Annotated in this window: 13 protein-coding genes; 10 read left to right on the top strand and 3 right to left on the bottom strand. The window is 71.0% G+C overall.

Annotated features, from left to right (window positions below):
- Positions 1-10: 10 nt before the first annotated feature.
- From SACE_RS18020 to SACE_RS18010, 3 genes are all read left to right on the top strand, one after another.
- Positions 11-1363, top strand: a complete 1353-nt coding sequence (locus SACE_RS18020) for an MFS transporter (protein ID WP_011874124.1) — start codon at positions 11-13, stop codon at positions 1361-1363.
- 4 nt (positions 1364-1367) lie between these two features.
- The gene (locus SACE_RS18015) at positions 1368-3227 is read left to right on the top strand and encodes a helix-turn-helix domain-containing protein (protein WP_044547423.1); all 1860 of its coding nucleotides are present in this window, start codon (positions 1368-1370) and stop codon (positions 3225-3227) included.
- An 87-nt stretch (positions 3228-3314) separates the two neighbouring features.
- Complete coding sequence (locus SACE_RS18010) at positions 3315-3908, top strand: TIGR03086 family metal-binding protein (RefSeq protein ID WP_009946802.1); 594 nt, start codon at positions 3315-3317, stop codon at positions 3906-3908.
- Between the two features lie 105 nt (positions 3909-4013).
- On the opposite strand, the gene SACE_RS18005 is transcribed toward SACE_RS18010, so the two are convergent.
- Complete coding sequence (locus tag SACE_RS18005; RefSeq protein WP_009946803.1) at positions 4014-4505, bottom strand: MarR family winged helix-turn-helix transcriptional regulator; 492 nt, start codon at positions 4503-4505, stop codon at positions 4014-4016.
- A gap of 173 nt (positions 4506-4678) precedes the next feature.
- On the opposite strand from SACE_RS18005, the gene SACE_RS18000 reads away from it, so the two are divergent.
- The 6 genes from SACE_RS18000 (at position 4679) to SACE_RS17975 (ending at position 11461) form a co-directional block, all read left to right on the top strand.
- Positions 4679-5662 (top strand): ring-cleaving dioxygenase, encoded by a 984-nt coding sequence (locus SACE_RS18000; RefSeq protein WP_011874122.1) that lies wholly within the window; start codon positions 4679-4681, stop codon positions 5660-5662.
- The gene (locus tag SACE_RS17995; RefSeq protein ID WP_009946806.1) at positions 5659-6285 is read left to right on the top strand and encodes an alpha/beta hydrolase; all 627 of its coding nucleotides are present in this window, start codon (positions 5659-5661) and stop codon (positions 6283-6285) included. The genes SACE_RS18000 and SACE_RS17995 overlap by 4 nt, the downstream gene beginning before the upstream one ends.
- Before the next feature lie 298 nt (positions 6286-6583).
- Positions 6584-7762 carry an IS30 family transposase gene (locus SACE_RS17990; RefSeq protein WP_009946807.1) on the top strand — a complete coding sequence of 393 codons (1179 nt, stop codon included), beginning with the start codon at positions 6584-6586 and terminating at the stop codon, positions 7760-7762.
- A 281-nt stretch (positions 7763-8043) separates the two neighbouring features.
- Positions 8044-9249, top strand: coding sequence for a S8 family peptidase (locus SACE_RS17985; RefSeq protein WP_029621623.1), 1206 nt, complete (start codon positions 8044-8046; stop codon positions 9247-9249).
- A 319-nt stretch (positions 9250-9568) separates the two neighbouring features.
- On the top strand, positions 9569-10453 hold the full coding sequence (gene ku / locus SACE_RS17980; protein ID WP_037304753.1) for a non-homologous end joining protein Ku: 885 nt from the start codon (positions 9569-9571) through the stop codon (positions 10451-10453).
- Between the two features lie 111 nt (positions 10454-10564).
- Complete coding sequence (locus SACE_RS17975) at positions 10565-11461, top strand: alpha/beta fold hydrolase (protein ID WP_009946810.1); 897 nt, start codon at positions 10565-10567, stop codon at positions 11459-11461.
- Here the strand turns inward: SACE_RS17975 and SACE_RS17970 are convergent.
- Both SACE_RS17970 and SACE_RS17965 read right to left on the bottom strand, forming a co-directional pair.
- Positions 11443-12462, bottom strand: coding sequence for an ABC transporter substrate-binding protein (locus SACE_RS17970; RefSeq protein ID WP_037304754.1), 1020 nt, complete (start codon positions 12460-12462; stop codon positions 11443-11445). The two genes, SACE_RS17975 and SACE_RS17970, sit on opposite strands and share 19 nt — an antisense overlap.
- Positions 12463-12488: 26 nt before the next feature.
- Positions 12489-12911 (bottom strand): PPOX class F420-dependent oxidoreductase, encoded by a 423-nt coding sequence (locus tag SACE_RS17965; protein ID WP_009946813.1) that lies wholly within the window; start codon positions 12909-12911, stop codon positions 12489-12491.
- Positions 12912-14605: 1694 nt separating this feature from the next.
- Here SACE_RS17965 and SACE_RS17955 point away from each other — a divergent pair.
- The gene (locus SACE_RS17955) at positions 14606-15067 is read left to right on the top strand and encodes a helix-turn-helix transcriptional regulator (RefSeq protein ID WP_009946816.1); all 462 of its coding nucleotides are present in this window, start codon (positions 14606-14608) and stop codon (positions 15065-15067) included.
- Positions 15068-15076: the final 9 nt, after the last annotated feature.

Here is a 15076-nt window from a genome sequence, read left to right as displayed (position 1 = left end):
GGTGCACGAGATGACCCATAACCCCGCCACCACCCCGGCGCAGAACCCGCCGCGCACGCCGATCGCGCGCGTGGTCACCGCCAGCCTCATCGGCACCACCATCGAGTGGTACGACTTCTTCCTCTACGGCTCGGCTGCGGCGCTGGTGTTCAACACGCTGTTCTTCCCCGCCGCCGACCCGGTCACCGGCACGCTGCTGGCGCTGGCGACCTTCGCCATCGGTTTCGTGGCCCGCCCGGTCGGCGGCCTGGTGTTCGGCCATTACGGCGACCGGTTGGGCCGCAAGAAGCTGCTGGTCCTGAGCCTGCTGCTGATGGGCGGCTCGACGGTGGCGATGGGCCTGCTGCCCACCTACGCCACGATCGGGGTGGCCGCGCCGCTGCTGCTGACGCTGCTGCGGCTGGTGCAGGGCTTCGCGCTGGGCGGCGAGTGGGGCGGGGCGGTGCTGATCGTCTCCGAACACGGCGACGCCCACCGCCGCGGGTTCTGGGCGGCCTGGCCGCAGGCCGGGGCCCCGGGAGGCAACCTGCTGGCCACCGCGGTGCTGGCGCTGCTGGCCGCGGTGCAGCCGGAGGCCGACTTCCTGGCGTGGGGCTGGCGGATCCCGTTCCTGCTCTCCGGTGCGCTGGTGCTCATCGGGTTGTGGATCCGCATCAACATCGCCGAGACCCCGGCGTTCCAGGCCGCCGCCGAGGCCGCCCGCCACCGGCCCGAGCCCGAACGCGCGCCGATCGTGGAGGTGCTGCGCACCCAGTGGCGGCAGGTGCTGATCGCGATGGGCGCGCGGCTGGGGGAGAACATCTCCTACTACGTCATCACCTCCTTCATCCTGGTGTACCTGACCCAGTCGCTGGAGCTGCCCAAGCAGGTCGCGCTCAACGCGGTGCTCATCGGCTCGCTGGTGCAGTTCTTCGCGCTGCCGCTGTTCGGGGCGCTGTCGGACCGCTTCGGCCGCCGCCGCGTGTACGCGTTGGGGGCGCTGGGCATGGCCGGGTGGGTCTTCGCGTTCTTCGCGCTGCTGGACACCCGCTCGCCGCTGGCGATCGTCGTGGCCACGACGGTCGCGCTGGTGCTGCACGCGGCGATGTACGGGCCGCAGGCGGCGTTCTTCTCGGAGCTGTTCTCCACGCGGGTGCGCTACTCGGGTGCGTCGGTGGGCTACCAGCTGGCCTCGATCCTGGCCGGGGGCCTGGCGCCGCTGATCGCGACCGCGCTGCTGGGGGCCTTCGACTCGTCGGTGCCGGTCTCGCTGTACGTGGCAGGGGGAGCGCTGCTGACGGTGGTGGCGCTGACCGCGTCCGCCGAGACGCGGGGCCGGGCCTTGAGCTCGCCGCGACCGGCCGATGAGCCGGCGGTTTCGTGACACGATGACCGCCGTGACGACAGCGGACTCTGCGATGGCGCACCTGCTGGACCTGCTGGACTCGGGTGCTCCGGTGGAGCGCATCGCCCAGGTCGCGACCTGGGCGGGCGAGTGCGACGGGGTCGAGCAGGCGGTGGAGACCGCGCTTCGCATCCGCGGCAGGCTTTCCCAGCACCACCGCCGCGAGGCGGAGCTGACCGCCCTGTTCGACACCGCCAACGACCTGGCGCTGCTGCGCGACACCGACGCGGTGCTGCGCTCGATCGTGCGGCGGGCCCGCACGCTGCTGCATTCCGACACCGCCTACCTCACGCTCAACGACCCGGAGGCCGAGCAGACCTTCATGCGGGTCACCGACGGTTCGACCTCGGCGGTGTTCCAGCAGCTGCGGCTGGGCATGGGCGAGGGCCTGGGCGGGCTGGTCGCCCAGACCGCCCTGCCGTACGCCACCGCCGACTACCCCAACGACCCGCGTTTCCGCCACACCACCGCGATCGACACCGGCGTCGGCGAGGAGGGTCTGGTGGCCATCCTCGGGGTGCCGCTGCAACTGGGCGGCACGGTGATCGGGGTGCTCTTCGCCGCCAACCGCTCGCCGCGGGAGTTCTCCGCCGCCGAGGTGTCGCTGCTGACCTCGCTGGCCAACCACGCCGCGATCGCGCTGGACACCGCCCGGCTGCTGGAGGAGTCGCAGCGGGCGCTGGCCGAGCTCAACCGCGCCAACGACCTCATCCGCGGCCACAGCGACGCGCTGGCCCGCGCCCAGGACGCCCACGACCGGCTGACCGATCTGGTGCTGCGCGGCGGTGACGTGCAGCAGGTGGCCACCGCGCTGGGCACGATCCTCGGTGGCGGGATCGTCGTGCACGACGCCGCGGGCGTGGAGCTGGCGCGCGCGGGCAGCCAGGCGCTGGCCCCGTCGGCGGAGCTGCTGGCCGACTCCCGCGCCACCGGCCGCGCGGTGTGCCGGGACGGGGTGTGGGTGTGCGCGATCCTGGCCGGTCCCGAACCGCTGGGCGGGATCGCCCTGACCGGCCGCCCGGGGTTGTCGGCGGCTGACCAGCGGTTGTTCGAGCGGGCGAGTCTGGTCACCGCGCTGCTGCTGTTGTTGCGCCGCTCGGTGGCCGAGACCGAGGACCGGCTGCGCGGTGAGCTGATCACCGACCTGCTCACCGCTCCGGAGCGCGACCCGGCGGGTCTGGTGGCGCGGGGCAGGCGGCTCGGGGTGGATCTGGCGGCGCCGCACCTGGTCGCGGTCGCCCACGCCGACAGCACCAGCCGCCGCCGGCTGACCTCGGCATCCGCGCCGCTGATTCCCACGGCGAGCCTGGCCGGGGTGCACGCCGACGAGGTGGTGCTGCTGGTTCCCGGTGACGACCCGGGTGCGTTGGGAGAGCGGCTGGCCGCCGACCTCGGCGCGGCCCTGGGGTGCGCGGTCACGGTGGGCGCGGCGGGTCCGGCGCGGGGGCCCGCCGCGCTGGCGGCCGCCCACGCCGAGGCGCAGCGCTGCCTGCGGGCGCTGCTGGCGCTGGGTCGCGGCGGGCGCGGGGCGGCGATGTCGGGTCTGGGGTTCGTCGGCTCGCTGCTGGGCGATCGCAGCGACCTGGCGGGCTACGTGCGGGCGACGATCGGCCCGGTGCTGGACTACGACCGGCGGCGCGGGACGCGGCTGGCCGACACGCTGTCGGCCTACTTCGCCTGCGGTGGAAACCTCAGCCGCACCAAGGACAAGCTGCACGTGCACGTCAACACCGTGGTGCAGCGCATGGAACGCATCGCGACGCTGCTGGGCGAGGACTGGCAGTGTCCCGAGCGCGCGTTGGAGATCCAGCTCGCGCTGCACCTGCACACCCTGGTCGGCTAGCGGCTGCCATCCGGTCAGCGGCCTTGCCGCCCGGGCGCGGTGGCCGCAGGCTGGAGCGGTCTGTTCGGTGGCAGGGGAGGACGGGACATGGCGGCCAGGACTGATCTGCAGCCCGCGACCCGGCAGCTCGCCGGGCTGGTGCGGGCGGTCGGCGACGGGCAGCTGTCCGCGCCGACGCCGTGCCGCGACTACACCGTGGGTGATCTGCTCAGCCACATCGACGACCTGGCGATGGCGTTCACCCTGGCCGCGGGCAAGGAGTTCGGCGAAGCGCTCGACCGGGCGCCCTCGCCGGATGCGAGCAGGCTGGGTTCGGACTGGCGCGAGCGCATCCCGCGGCGCCTGGAAGGGCTGGCGCAGGCCTGGCGCCGGCCCGATGCCTGGGAGGGCATGACCCGAGCCGGCGGTCTCGACCTGCCCGGTGAGATCGCCGGGCAGGTGGTGGTCGACGAGCTGGTGCTGCACGGCTGGGACCTGGCCCGCGCCAGCGGGCAGCCTTTCGACGTCGATCCGGAGCTGCTGCGGGTGTGCGGGGAGTTCGTCGCCGCGATGTCGACGCCGGGGCAGGAGGCCTCCCGGGAGGGCCTGTTCGGCCCGGCCGTGCCGGTTGCCGGTGACCGGCCGGAGCTGGAGCGGGTGCTGGGGATGGCGGGCCGCGACCCGGACTGGCGACCGGCCTGAAGCCGATCACGGCGATGTCCACGGCCGGACTCGGGCGGTCACCACCGGTGAGAGCCAGGTGGGCCCCGGACGGTCGAGGTGCCGAACGGGAAGTTCTGCGCGGGTCTACTGCTCGGTGTTGGCCTCGCGCAGGGTGCGCATCACCTGGGCCAGGGCGGCGGCCTGCTCGGTTCCCAGGGGAGCCAGCACCCGGTCGCGCAGGACCTGCGCTCCGGTGGCGCGGGCCTGCTCGGCGACGGTGCGGCCGTGGTCGGTGAGCGCGGCGTAGGTGACGCGGCGGTCGGCCGGGCAGGGTTCGCGGCGCAGGAGTCCGGCGGCGGCCATCCGGTCGGCGACCTTGGTGAAGCCGCCGCTGCTGAGCGCGGCCTCGCGCGCCAGCCGGGTCATGGGCATGCGGTGGTCGGGGGAGCGCACCAGCCGCAGCAGGATGTCGAAGGCGGCGGGGGTGATGGCGAAGCGGTCGGCGATCGCGCCCATCAGCCGGTCCTGGGTGGCGTGGTAGCCCTCGATGACCAGGCCCCACCAGGTGATGACCTCGTCGTCGTCGGGGCGCGGAGTGGTGGTGGCGGCTGCCGGGCTGGTGGCGTCGCTGCTCAAGAGCGTTCTCCTCGCGGTGCGGACTGCGCGTCCAGTGTACACCGCAACGCTTACTTGGAAACCTCTTGCCAGAAAGAGAACTGGGGCGTAGTGTCTTCCAGGTAAGAGGAAGTCGGGCGGCACACCGGGCTCGGCGACCGAGCAGTCAGCACCGGCCAGTGAAGGAGCGCGCGATGACCATCGCCACCAGCGGCCTGCACCACGTCACCGCGATCGCGGGCGACCCGCAGCGCAACGCCGATTTCTACCTGCGCACGCTCGGACTGCGCATGGTCAAGACCACCGTCAACTTCGACGACCCCGGCACCTACCACCTCTACTACGGCGACGAGGCGGGCCGGCCCGGCTCCCTGATCACCTTCTTCCCCTGGAAGGGCGCACCCGCCGGACGCCGCGGCACCGGGCAGGCCACCACCACCGCCTTCTCGGTCCCCGAGCAGTCGCTGGGCTGGTGGAAACAGCACCTCGACGGCCTCGGCGTGGACACCACCGAGATCACCGAACGCGACGGCGAACGGGCCCTGGGCCTGCGCGACCCCGACGGCCTCGCCATCAGCCTCGTCGCCCACCCCCAGGGCGATCCCCGCGCACCGTGGGACAACGGCATCGTGCCCGCCGAGCACGGCATCCGCGGCCTGCACTCGGTCACCCTGGCGGTCACCGCCGAGGACGCCACGGTCGCGATGCTCGGCGACCTCGGGCTGCGCCCCCACGACCAGCAGGGCAACCGGCTGCGCTTCGCCGCGGGCGAGGGCGGCCCCGGCGCGTTCGTCGACGTCCTGGTCACCCCCGCCGCCCCGCGCGGACTCGTGGCCGCCGGCACCGTGCACCACGTCGCCTGGCGCGCCCCCGACGAACCCACCCAGGCCGCCTGGCGCGCCGAACTGGCCGACCAGGGCGTCGGCGTCACCTCCGTGCTGGACCGCCAGTACTTCCGCTCCATCTACTTCCGCGAACCCGGCGGCACCCTGCTGGAGATCGCCACCGACGAACCCGGCTTCACCGCCGACGAACCCCTGCTGGAACTCGGACGCGCGCTGAAGCTGCCGCCGTGGCTGGAACCCAACCGCGAACAGATCCAGGCCACCCTGCCCGAACTCGACCTGCCCGACGAGAACAACCCCGAACTCGCCCAGCGACTCGCGGAGAACCGATGAACACCCTGTCCCTGCAGCACAAGTTCACCGACGGGGAACCCGACCGGCCCGTGCTCCTGCTGCTGCACGGCACCGGCGGCGGCCCCGACGACCTGCTCGACCTCGCCGCGCACCTCAGCCCCGGCTCACCCGTGCTGGCCCCGGCGGGACCGGTCAGCGAGAACGGCATGGCCCGCTGGTTCCGCCGCCTGCGCGAAGGCGTCTTCGACCACGACGACGTCATCGCCCGCGCCGGCCAGCTCGCCGACTTCGTCCAGGCCGCCCGCGACCACTACGGCCTGCACCAACGCCGCCTGGTCGCCGTCGGCTTCTCCAACGGCGCCAACATCGCCGCCGCCACCGCCCTGCTGCGACCCGACGCCCTGCGCGAGGCCGCCGCCTTCGCCGCCATGCTCCCGGTCCCGGAACCGCCCGACCACGACCTCACCGGCACCCGCGTCCTGCTCTCCAACGGAGAACAGGACCCGATGGCACCGCTGCCGTCGGCCGAGGCGCTCGCCGATGCCTTCCAGCGCCGCAACGCCGAGGTCGCCACCCACCGCCACCCGGGTGGACACCAGATCACCGCCGACGCGATCGAGATGGCCAAGAACTGGCTGACCGCACCAGCCGAGGCCACCTGAGCAACTCCCACCCACCGGACCCGCAAGGCCCCATGCCCACCGCGGGTTCTAGCGATCCTCGCAACACCCTGGAGTTCAGGGAGTTGCGGGGATCGTGGTTTCTGGGGAGTTGCGGGCGAGGTTCTTCGAGGCACTGGACCGGGAGAACGGCAGCATCTCGGGTGCTGCTCGGGCAGTCGGGGTGAACCGTGCCACGGCGTTCGGGTGGGCGCGCAAGGCCGGTGTCCGTGGTCGTGGGAAGACGGGCACGACCGGGCATCCGGGGCGGGCGGAGTACGACAGGCTTCGTGCGGCTGGAGTGCGGCGGCGGGATGCTGCGGCGCAGGTCGGGGTTCACGAACGCACTGCCCGGGACTGGGACCGCGGTATCCGGAAGATCGGCGACGCGCGCCTGCACCCGGATGGGCGCCGGATCGACTACAAGACGGGTGTGACCACCACCGTCGCCGTTGCGTCAGGACCGTCTCTTGCGGCAGTCGAGGCCGAGCTGCACCCTCGGTTCCTCACGGTGACAGAGCGGGAGTTGATCGCTGACATGCGTCGTGGTGGCCGGTCGCTGCGGGCGATCGGGCGGGCACTGGGCCGGTCGGCGTCCACGGTCAAGCGCGAGATCGATGCCCGTTCGACCGATGGTGTCTATCAGCCGCACCGGGCGCAGCGGGCGTGGGCGAACAGCCGTGCCCGGCCCAAGGAGTCCAAGCTCGCCCTGGACGGTCCGCTGCGCGATTACGTCGCCTGCAAGCTGCGGGAACGGTGGTCACCCGAGCAGATCTGTCACGCTTTGGTCCTCGAATTTCCCGACGACGAGAGCATGCGGGTGAGTCCGGAGACGATCTACCAAGCGATCTACGTCCAGGCCCGTGGCGGACTGCGGCGCGAGGTCGCGGCCGCGCTGCGCACCGGGCGCACCCGCCGCAAACCACACCGTAAACCGGACCAGCTCACACCCCGGTTCGTCGAGGAGATGGTGATGATCTCCGAGCGGCCACCGCAGGTCGAAGACCGGGCCGTGCCCGGCCACTGGGAAGGCGACCTGATCGTCGGCGCCCGCAACGAGAGCGCGATCGTCACCTTGGTCGAACGCTGCACCCGCTACGTCATGCTCGGGCATCTGCCCGGCGGGCACACCGCCGAGGAAGTCCGCGACGTGCTGGTGCCCCTGATCCAGACCCTGCCCGAGCACCTACGCGGCTCGCTGACCTGGGACCAAGGCTGCGAGATGGCCGCGCACAAGCAGTTCACCGTGACCACGGCAGTGCCGGTCTACTTCTGCGACCCGCACTCACCCTGGCAACGCGGAACGAACGAGAACACAAACGGCCTGCTGCGCCAGTACTTCCCCAAAGGCACCGACCTGTCCGTCCATAGCGCCGAAGACCTTGAGCATGTCGCCCAGCAACTCAACGGCAGACCACGCAAAACGCTCGGCTGGAGAACTCCAGCCGAGCGCCTGCATGATCTACTGACGACCACATAGGCCATCAGGTGTTGCGAGGACCCCGAGAATCCGCCCACCGGCATGGGGCCTTCTGTCCTATTCCACCGAGCCAGGCCCGGGCCCACCGCTACGCCTTTCACCGCAACCCGCGGCGAATAAGTACCCATACGTACCGATACACGGATTGTTCGGCTTCCCACCGCCCGCAAAAGTGATCTGCATTACCGCCGCGACAGCCAACACCCCCGACCGCGGCGGTGGCTCCACAAACCCCCTCCCCGCACGGGGAAGGGGTCACCCGAAGCCAAGGAGCAGAGCAAATGAGAGCAGGCAGAAGCCGCTTCACCGCGTTGTGCCTGGGTGCGGTCGCCACCACCGTGCTGGCCGCCGCCGGCACCGCCACCGCGGGCCAGGACACCCTCGGCGAGATCCGCAACGCCGGCCAGGCCGGCACCGTCGCCGGCCAGTACATCGTCGCCCTCACCGGCCCCGCCTCGCTGTCGGCGACGGCCGAAGCCGCGGTCAGCACCCAGGCCGAAGGCCTGGCCGACCGCTACGGGGCCACGGTGCGCGACGTCTACTCGGCCTCCTTCCGGGGCTTCGCCGTCAACGCCACCGAACAGCAGGCCCGCCGCCTGGCCGCCGACCCCAACGTCCGCTACGTCGAGGCCGACGGCATCGCCCACGTCGCAGGCACCCAGCAGAACCCGCCGTCGTGGGGCCTGGACCGCATCGACGGCCGCCGCGACAGCGCCTACACCTACCCCAACGACGGCGCCGGAGCCACCGCCTACGTGCTCGACACCGGCGTCGACCTGCGCCACACCAGCTTCGAGGGCCGCGCCCGCTCCGGGCACGACTTTATCGACAACGACAGCGACGCCTCCGACTGCCAGGGCCACGGCACCCACGTCGCGGGCACCATCGCCAGCCGCGAGTACGGCGTGGCCAAGAAGGCCGACATCGTCTCGGTGCGGGTGCTCAACTGCCAGGGCTCGGGCCAGTGGTCGCAGGTCATCGGCGGCATCGACTGGGTCGCCCAGAACGCCGAGGCCCCGGCGGTGGCCAACATGAGCCTGGGCGGCGGCGCCAGCCAGTCCGTCGACGACGCCGTCCGCGGCGCCATCCGCGCCGGCGTCAGCTTCGCGCTGGCCGCGGGCAACGACAACCGCGACGCATGCAACACCAGCCCCGCCCGCGTCACCGAGGCGATCACCGTCGGCTCCACCGACTCATCCGACCGCCGGTCCAGCTTCTCCAACTATGGCCGCTGCCTGGACCTGTTCGCCCCCGGCAGCAACATCACCTCCACCCGCAACGGCGGCGGCTCCACCTCGATGAGCGGCACCTCGATGGCCACCCCGCACGTCGCCGGCGCAGCCGCCATCTACCTGGCCGCCCACCCCGGCGCCACCCCGCAGCAGGTCCGCGACGCCCTCGTGCGCGGCGGCCAGCAGGGCGCGGTGACCAACCCGGGCAGCAGATCGCCCAACGTGCTGCTCAACGTCACCCAGCTCGGCCGGTGACGACCACCCGCTGAACCACCCCGCAGCACCCACCGTGGCCTACCCGGCCGGCTTTCCGGGTAGGCCACGGCACTTCCACCACGCCTTTCGCCGCGACCGCGACGAACGCCCACGCCGAAACCAAGCGCCCGCTGGAGGAGCACGGCACCCTCCACCGCATCGCCGCCGACTTCGACCGCCTCAACGCCGAACGCACCGACATCGCCGACCCGCCCACCGTCCACTGTGTTCAGACGACCCGGCCGCCGGCGACGGCGGGGAAGGGGAGAGGCGCGCGCGGTCCATGATTAATTCGCCGCCGATCGGGTACCTGCCCGGTATGAGGACCATGTGGCGCGGCGCGATCTCCTTCGGCCTGGTCAACATCGGCGTCCGGCTCTACGCCGCCACCGCCGACCACGACTACCAGTTCCACCAGGTCCACCGGCAGGACCACGGCCGCATCCACCACAAACGCGTCTGCGAGGAATGCGGCCGGGAGATCGACTACGACGACATCGTCAAGGGCTACGAGACCTCCGACGGCGAACTCGTCGTACTCGACTCCCAGGACCTGCGCAAACTGCCCATCCGCACCGACCGCGCCATCGACCTGCTCGAATGCGTGCCCGCCGAACAGGTCGACCCCACCTACTTCCAGAAGACCTACTACCTCGAACCGGAGAAGTCCGCGCGACGCCCCTACGTGCTGCTGCGCGAAGCGCTCCGGCGCACCGACCTGCTCGCCGTCGTCAAGATCACCATGCGCCAACGCGAAACGCTGGCCACCATCCGCCCGGCGGGCGACGTCCTGGTCCTGCACACCATGCTCTGGCCCGACGAGATCCGCCGCCCCGACTTCGACTTCCTCACCGACGACGCGGGGGACACCGAGGTCAGCAAGCAGGAGATCGACATGGCCACCTCGCTGGTGGAGAACATGACCGAGGACTTCGACCCCACCGAGTTCACCGACGACTACCAGCGCGCGCTCGCCGAGCTCATCGATGCCAAGACCAAGGGCACCAAACCGCCCCGCAAGCGTCCCGAGCCCGCCGACGAAGGCGAGGTGGTCGACCTGATGGGCGCGCTGGAACGCAGCGTCGACCAGGCCAGGACCTCCCGCACCTCCCGGCGCAAGACCACCGCCTCGGCGTCGCGACGCCGCTCCAGCAGCAACCGGGAGAAGACCGGCAGCCGGGACAAGACCCGCAAGAGGGCCTGACCTGCCCACACTCCGCAAGCTGGAAAAACCAGCTGAAAACCTAATGTCATTAGGTTTAGGTTGTCTCCGCAAACACCACCCAGCAACACCCGGAGCGGAGAGACCCCCACCATGACCCCGGTCAAGACCGGCACCCTGCCCGTCCCCGGCGCCACGCTGCACCACGAAACCCGCGGAACCGGCCCGCTGCTGCTGCTCATCCCCGGCGGATCCGCCGACGCCGCCATCTTCGGCGGCCTCGCCACCCACCTGGCCGACCGCTACACCGTCCTCACCTACGACCCACGCGGCTTCTCCCGCAGCCCCCTCCACGGCCCGGTCGGCGACCAGCGGGTGCAGACCCACAGCGACGACGCCCACCTCCTCCTCGACGCGCTGCTCCCGCCCGGCCAGACCGCACACGTCTTCGGCACCAGCTCCGGCGCCTTCGTCGCGCTCGACCTGCTCACCCGGCACCCCGACCGGCTGGGCACCGTCATCGCCCACGAACCACCCGCGGTCGAGATCCTGCCCGACGCCGCACAGCACCGAGCGATGTTCGCCCACGTCCGCCAGACCTACCGCGAACAGGGCACCGCGGCGGCGATGGCCGCCCTCACCGCCGGCCTCGCCCCGGAAGGGCAAGCCGAGCCGGAAATCCCGCCTGACGCCGGTCTACCGGCCCAACGCGACGCCATGCTCGCCCGCATGCACGCCAACCTGCCGGTGTTCCTGGAACACATCCTGTGCCAGTTCACCGCCTACACCCCAGACCTGCCCACCCTGCGATCCCGCGCCCACCAACTCGTCCTCGCCGTGGGACAGGACTCCCGCAACGAGCTCCCGCACCACACCGCCGCATCCCTCGCACACCACCTCGGCACCGAACCCGTCGAGTTCCCGGGCGGACACATCGGCATTGCCGAACACCCCGTGCCCTTCGCCGACCGACTGGGGGAGACGCTGGAGACCACCGACACCACCACACCCGACGACCACCACAGGACCGGTCAACCCGCCAACGGATAACGCAACCCCGCATCCGCCTGCTCCGGCGGCCAGACCACCACCCGCACACCGTCCTGCCACTGCACCGTCAGCACCTGGTGCCCGATCTGCCGCCCCGACTCCGGAGACAACCGAAAACGCCCGAACAGCGTCGTGCAGTCCAACGCTCGCGCAGCCCCGGCCAACGCCGCGTCGTCAGCACCACCCGCATCACGCAGGCAACGCAACGCCACCACACCCGCCGCGAACGCCTGAGCAGCGGGGTAGGGCGGCTCACCACCCGCCAACCCGCCATAAGCGGCGACGAACTCCCGCACACCCGGTCCCTCATCCGGCCGGGGCGCCGCCGCGGGCAACCACTGCGCCGGACCGAGCAACCCCTCGCGGCGAGCCCCCAGCTTCGCCAGCACCTCCTCGACCCCCGCACCGACGAAACCCACCGCAGACCACCCACCCCGAGCCAACCCCCGGGCGACAGCCACCTCCTCGTCGAACCGCCCGGCCACCAGCAGCACATCACCACCAGGCGGTTCAGCGGGAAGCACCGCACGCTCGACCACGAAACCCAGCCGCACCGCCTCCCGCTCAGCCCCCAACGCCACACCACGACCGAAACCCGTCGCACCGTGCAGCAACGCCACCCGCCGCGCACCACGATCGGCACGCCGAACCACCCGCAACGCACCCTGGAAATAACTCGCCGCGGGCGCAAGCACGTTGACCACGTTCACCCGCGGCTCCAGACGAGCCCCACCGTGGTTCCACACCAGACGAGACGTCGCCGACACCACCGCGGCCGCCGGACCACTGCCATACGGCCCGAACAACAACTCCGGCCGCGACCGCTCAACCGACCGCACCGCCATCCGCGCGTCGGGATGCGCGTCGACGACCTCCAGCTCCACCCCGTCGGCACCGGAGAACCGCTCAGCCCAGACCCGCAACGCCATCGCCGTCGCCCGGCCGAACCCGGCCAACGGCCCCGACAACGGCGTCACCAGAGCAGCCCGAACCCTCGCCATCACCCAACCCCCGCACCACGCGGCACTCAGTGGTGGGTGACGTCCTTGTTCTCCATCGCACCCCACCCGTGCCAGCGCTCCACCTCGATCCACGCGCTGACACGCTTGCGATCACGCACGGGATAGGGCTTGCCGAAGTAGCGCTGAGCCAACCGGTCGATATCGACCAGCTCGGGATCGTCCACCATCTCCACCACCCGGCCCTGCAGGCTCACATGGGTGTGCCAGTCATCGGAATCGAGCACCGTCAAGGTGACCCGGGGCTCCTGCCGCAAGTACTCCAGCCGCTTGCGCCCCTCATCCATGTTCACCAGCACCCGGCCGTTCTCCCACAGGTACCACGTCGCCACCGACACCGGCTGCCCGTCAGGCCGCACGGTCGCGATCGTCGCCGGATTCGCCTTCTCCAGCAACCGGCCCACTTCCTCGGGCACAGGCGGCTTGGCCATCACCGAACCTCCTCATCGCATTGCATGACACCCGACAACGCCCGGCGAAGCAGACCCAGGTCAACTCCCGGAACCGTCCACCAGCACGTATCACTCGGCAGCGGCTCACCCGGCAGGCACGACTCCGACACCTCCCTGATCCCCGTCGCAATCCGCCGCTGCGCCCCCACCGTCATCCCCGAACAATTGATCGTCATCGCATGCCTCGGCATCGAACGCCACGGATGATCCGCAGGAGCCGGCTGCGGCTGCCATCCATCAACGGCAACGCCAGGCACACCACGTCGGACCAGACGCGCGAGCTTCACCTGCGATCTCCCGTCAGACGTGGGGGACTGGTGCGGGCAACCGCCCGCCGACTACCCGGCACCGCGCATTCAGAAACCCGCAGCGGGCCGAACCACCGCGCCTTCGGATGTTCCACAGTTCGGTCGGTCTGGGCCGACCCGAACGGCAGCGGCTGCAGGAACCTCTGGTGCCGCAACACGTCGAGCTTGCAGATGACGGCCGTAAACGCACGTCGGACTGCCGACACCAGCATTGGTGCTCAGCCCAACCGGTGCAAACCGGTCAGCGGCGGGGAGAAGCCGACCGGCCAGGGGAGTGTGGCATGGGTTTGTACGAGCACGCCGCATGGGTGAGGCAGGAGGGCGCATGGAGCGCGCGATGGAGAAGAGAGCGGCACCGCGCGGTCGGAGACGGCGAGCTGAGCCAAAGTGCGAGTCGAGTGCACGTGCGGATCGACGTCGTCCTCGGTCGTCCTCGCAGACGGTGTTTGATGGATAATCTTCATTATCCATCAAATGGAGAAAGGGCTCCGAGAAGTGTAGCGACCCCGCCCGGGGGATGGAGCCGAATCGCCGCTCTTGCCGCCGGGCTCGGTGCGGCCCATGCGACGCGTACTGGTGCGCCGTCTTGGGATCGTCGTTGACCGCGCGGCATCGTCCGAGGCTGGACGCCGCCGGGAACGAGCGCTTCGCCCAGGCAGGGATCGACATCAACTTCGAGGTGCCGTGTGGCGTCGAAGCTTCTGCGCACCAAGGAAACCTGCCCGGTATCCCTGCTCCAATACGTCACTGTGACGTTAATGTCCGGCGGAGCCCGTCCAGCCTGCGCAGGGAGACCGGCGGGCCGGCCGGGTCCCGAAGCTGCGCTGTCGCGGCCTGACGACGGGCCCGGCTGCTCAGCGCCGGCACTCGGATCACGACACCTGACGGTCCGCCGACGATCGCTGAGCGCGCCGACCGCGAGGTGCGCCTGCCGCCGCGACGGCGTTCGACAGGCGGCACACGCGTAGGCCGATACGGACATCGCGAGTGACGACAACGACGACGACCGCTCTCCGGGGCGTTTCAGCAGCTCGCCAAAGTGCCGATAATGTACATTATGTTAAGTAACTCGTTGCGCCCCACTCCCTCGGCTCTTGCCATGCGGTGCCTCTGTCGCAGCGGACCCTGACCAAGCCCGATGGCGTTGGCAGCGCGTGCGCTCAGCGGCCCGATTGGCTGCGACGCGGCCCGGATGGGCATTTGCGGGTGATCTCCCCGGTACCTGGTGGGCTCCGACGGTCCGCGCAGCCGGGTCCGTGAGCCGGCCGGTCTCCCCTGTCCCGAGGTGAACCCGCTGACACCGCCGCGGCTGCGCGGCGAGGCCACTCTCCCGCTGGTTCGGCACATGAGTACATGAGACCGAATATGTGGCACGATCCCGCTGTGACCAGCAGAGCCGCCGCCGACCAGCGTCTGAGCGACCTGGCGCGGTTGCGCCGGGTGCGGGACCGGATCGACCGGGAGTACGCGCAGCCGCTGGATGTCGAGGCGCTCGCCCGCGGCGTGAACATGTCGGCGGGACATCTGAGCCGGCAGTTCCGGCTCGCTTACGGAGAGTCGCCGTATTCGTATCTGATGACGCGGCGCATCGAGCGTGCGATGGCGCTGCTGCGGCGTGGCGACCTCAGCGTCACCGAGATCTGCTTCGCGGTCGGTTGCGCGTCGCTGGGTACCTTCAGCAGTCGTTTCACCGAGCTGGTCGGTGTGCCGCCGAGTGTCTATCGGCGTGACGCGGTGGGTGCGACGGTGGGGATGCCGTCGTGCATGTCGAAGCAGGTGACCAGACCGGTCAGGAATCGAGAAGCCCGGTCAGCGGGGCGCGCTTAGTGTGTCCGT

The organism is Saccharopolyspora erythraea NRRL 2338 (assembly GCF_000062885.1).
Classification (GTDB): Bacteria; Actinomycetota; Actinomycetes; order Mycobacteriales; family Pseudonocardiaceae; genus Saccharopolyspora_D; species Saccharopolyspora_D erythraea.
Note: the sequence above shows the minus strand (reverse complement) of the source record. Positions and strands in the feature narration are given on the sequence as shown.

Coding starts and splice junctions, on each gene's coding strand:
- SACE_RS18020 (WP_011874124.1), top strand. CDS start 11: ATGACCCATAACCCCGCCACCACCCCGGCGCAGAACCCGCCGCGCACG.
- SACE_RS18015 (WP_044547423.1), top strand. CDS start 1,368: ATGACCGCCGTGACGACAGCGGACTCTGCGATGGCGCACCTGCTGGAC.
- SACE_RS18010 (WP_009946802.1), top strand. CDS start 3,315: ATGGCGGCCAGGACTGATCTGCAGCCCGCGACCCGGCAGCTCGCCGGG.
- SACE_RS18000 (WP_011874122.1), top strand. CDS start 4,679: ATGACCATCGCCACCAGCGGCCTGCACCACGTCACCGCGATCGCGGGC.
- SACE_RS17995 (WP_009946806.1), top strand. CDS start 5,659: ATGAACACCCTGTCCCTGCAGCACAAGTTCACCGACGGGGAACCCGAC.
- SACE_RS17985 (WP_029621623.1), top strand. CDS start 8,044: ATGAGAGCAGGCAGAAGCCGCTTCACCGCGTTGTGCCTGGGTGCGGTC.
- ku (WP_037304753.1), top strand. CDS start 9,569: ATGAGGACCATGTGGCGCGGCGCGATCTCCTTCGGCCTGGTCAACATC.
- SACE_RS17975 (WP_009946810.1), top strand. CDS start 10,565: ATGACCCCGGTCAAGACCGGCACCCTGCCCGTCCCCGGCGCCACGCTG.
- SACE_RS17970 (WP_037304754.1), bottom strand. CDS start 12,462: ATGGCGAGGGTTCGGGCTGCTCTGGTGACGCCGTTGTCGGGGCCGTTG.
- SACE_RS17965 (WP_009946813.1), bottom strand. CDS start 12,911: ATGGCCAAGCCGCCTGTGCCCGAGGAAGTGGGCCGGTTGCTGGAGAAG.
- SACE_RS17955 (WP_009946816.1), top strand. CDS start 14,606: ATGTGGCACGATCCCGCTGTGACCAGCAGAGCCGCCGCCGACCAGCGT.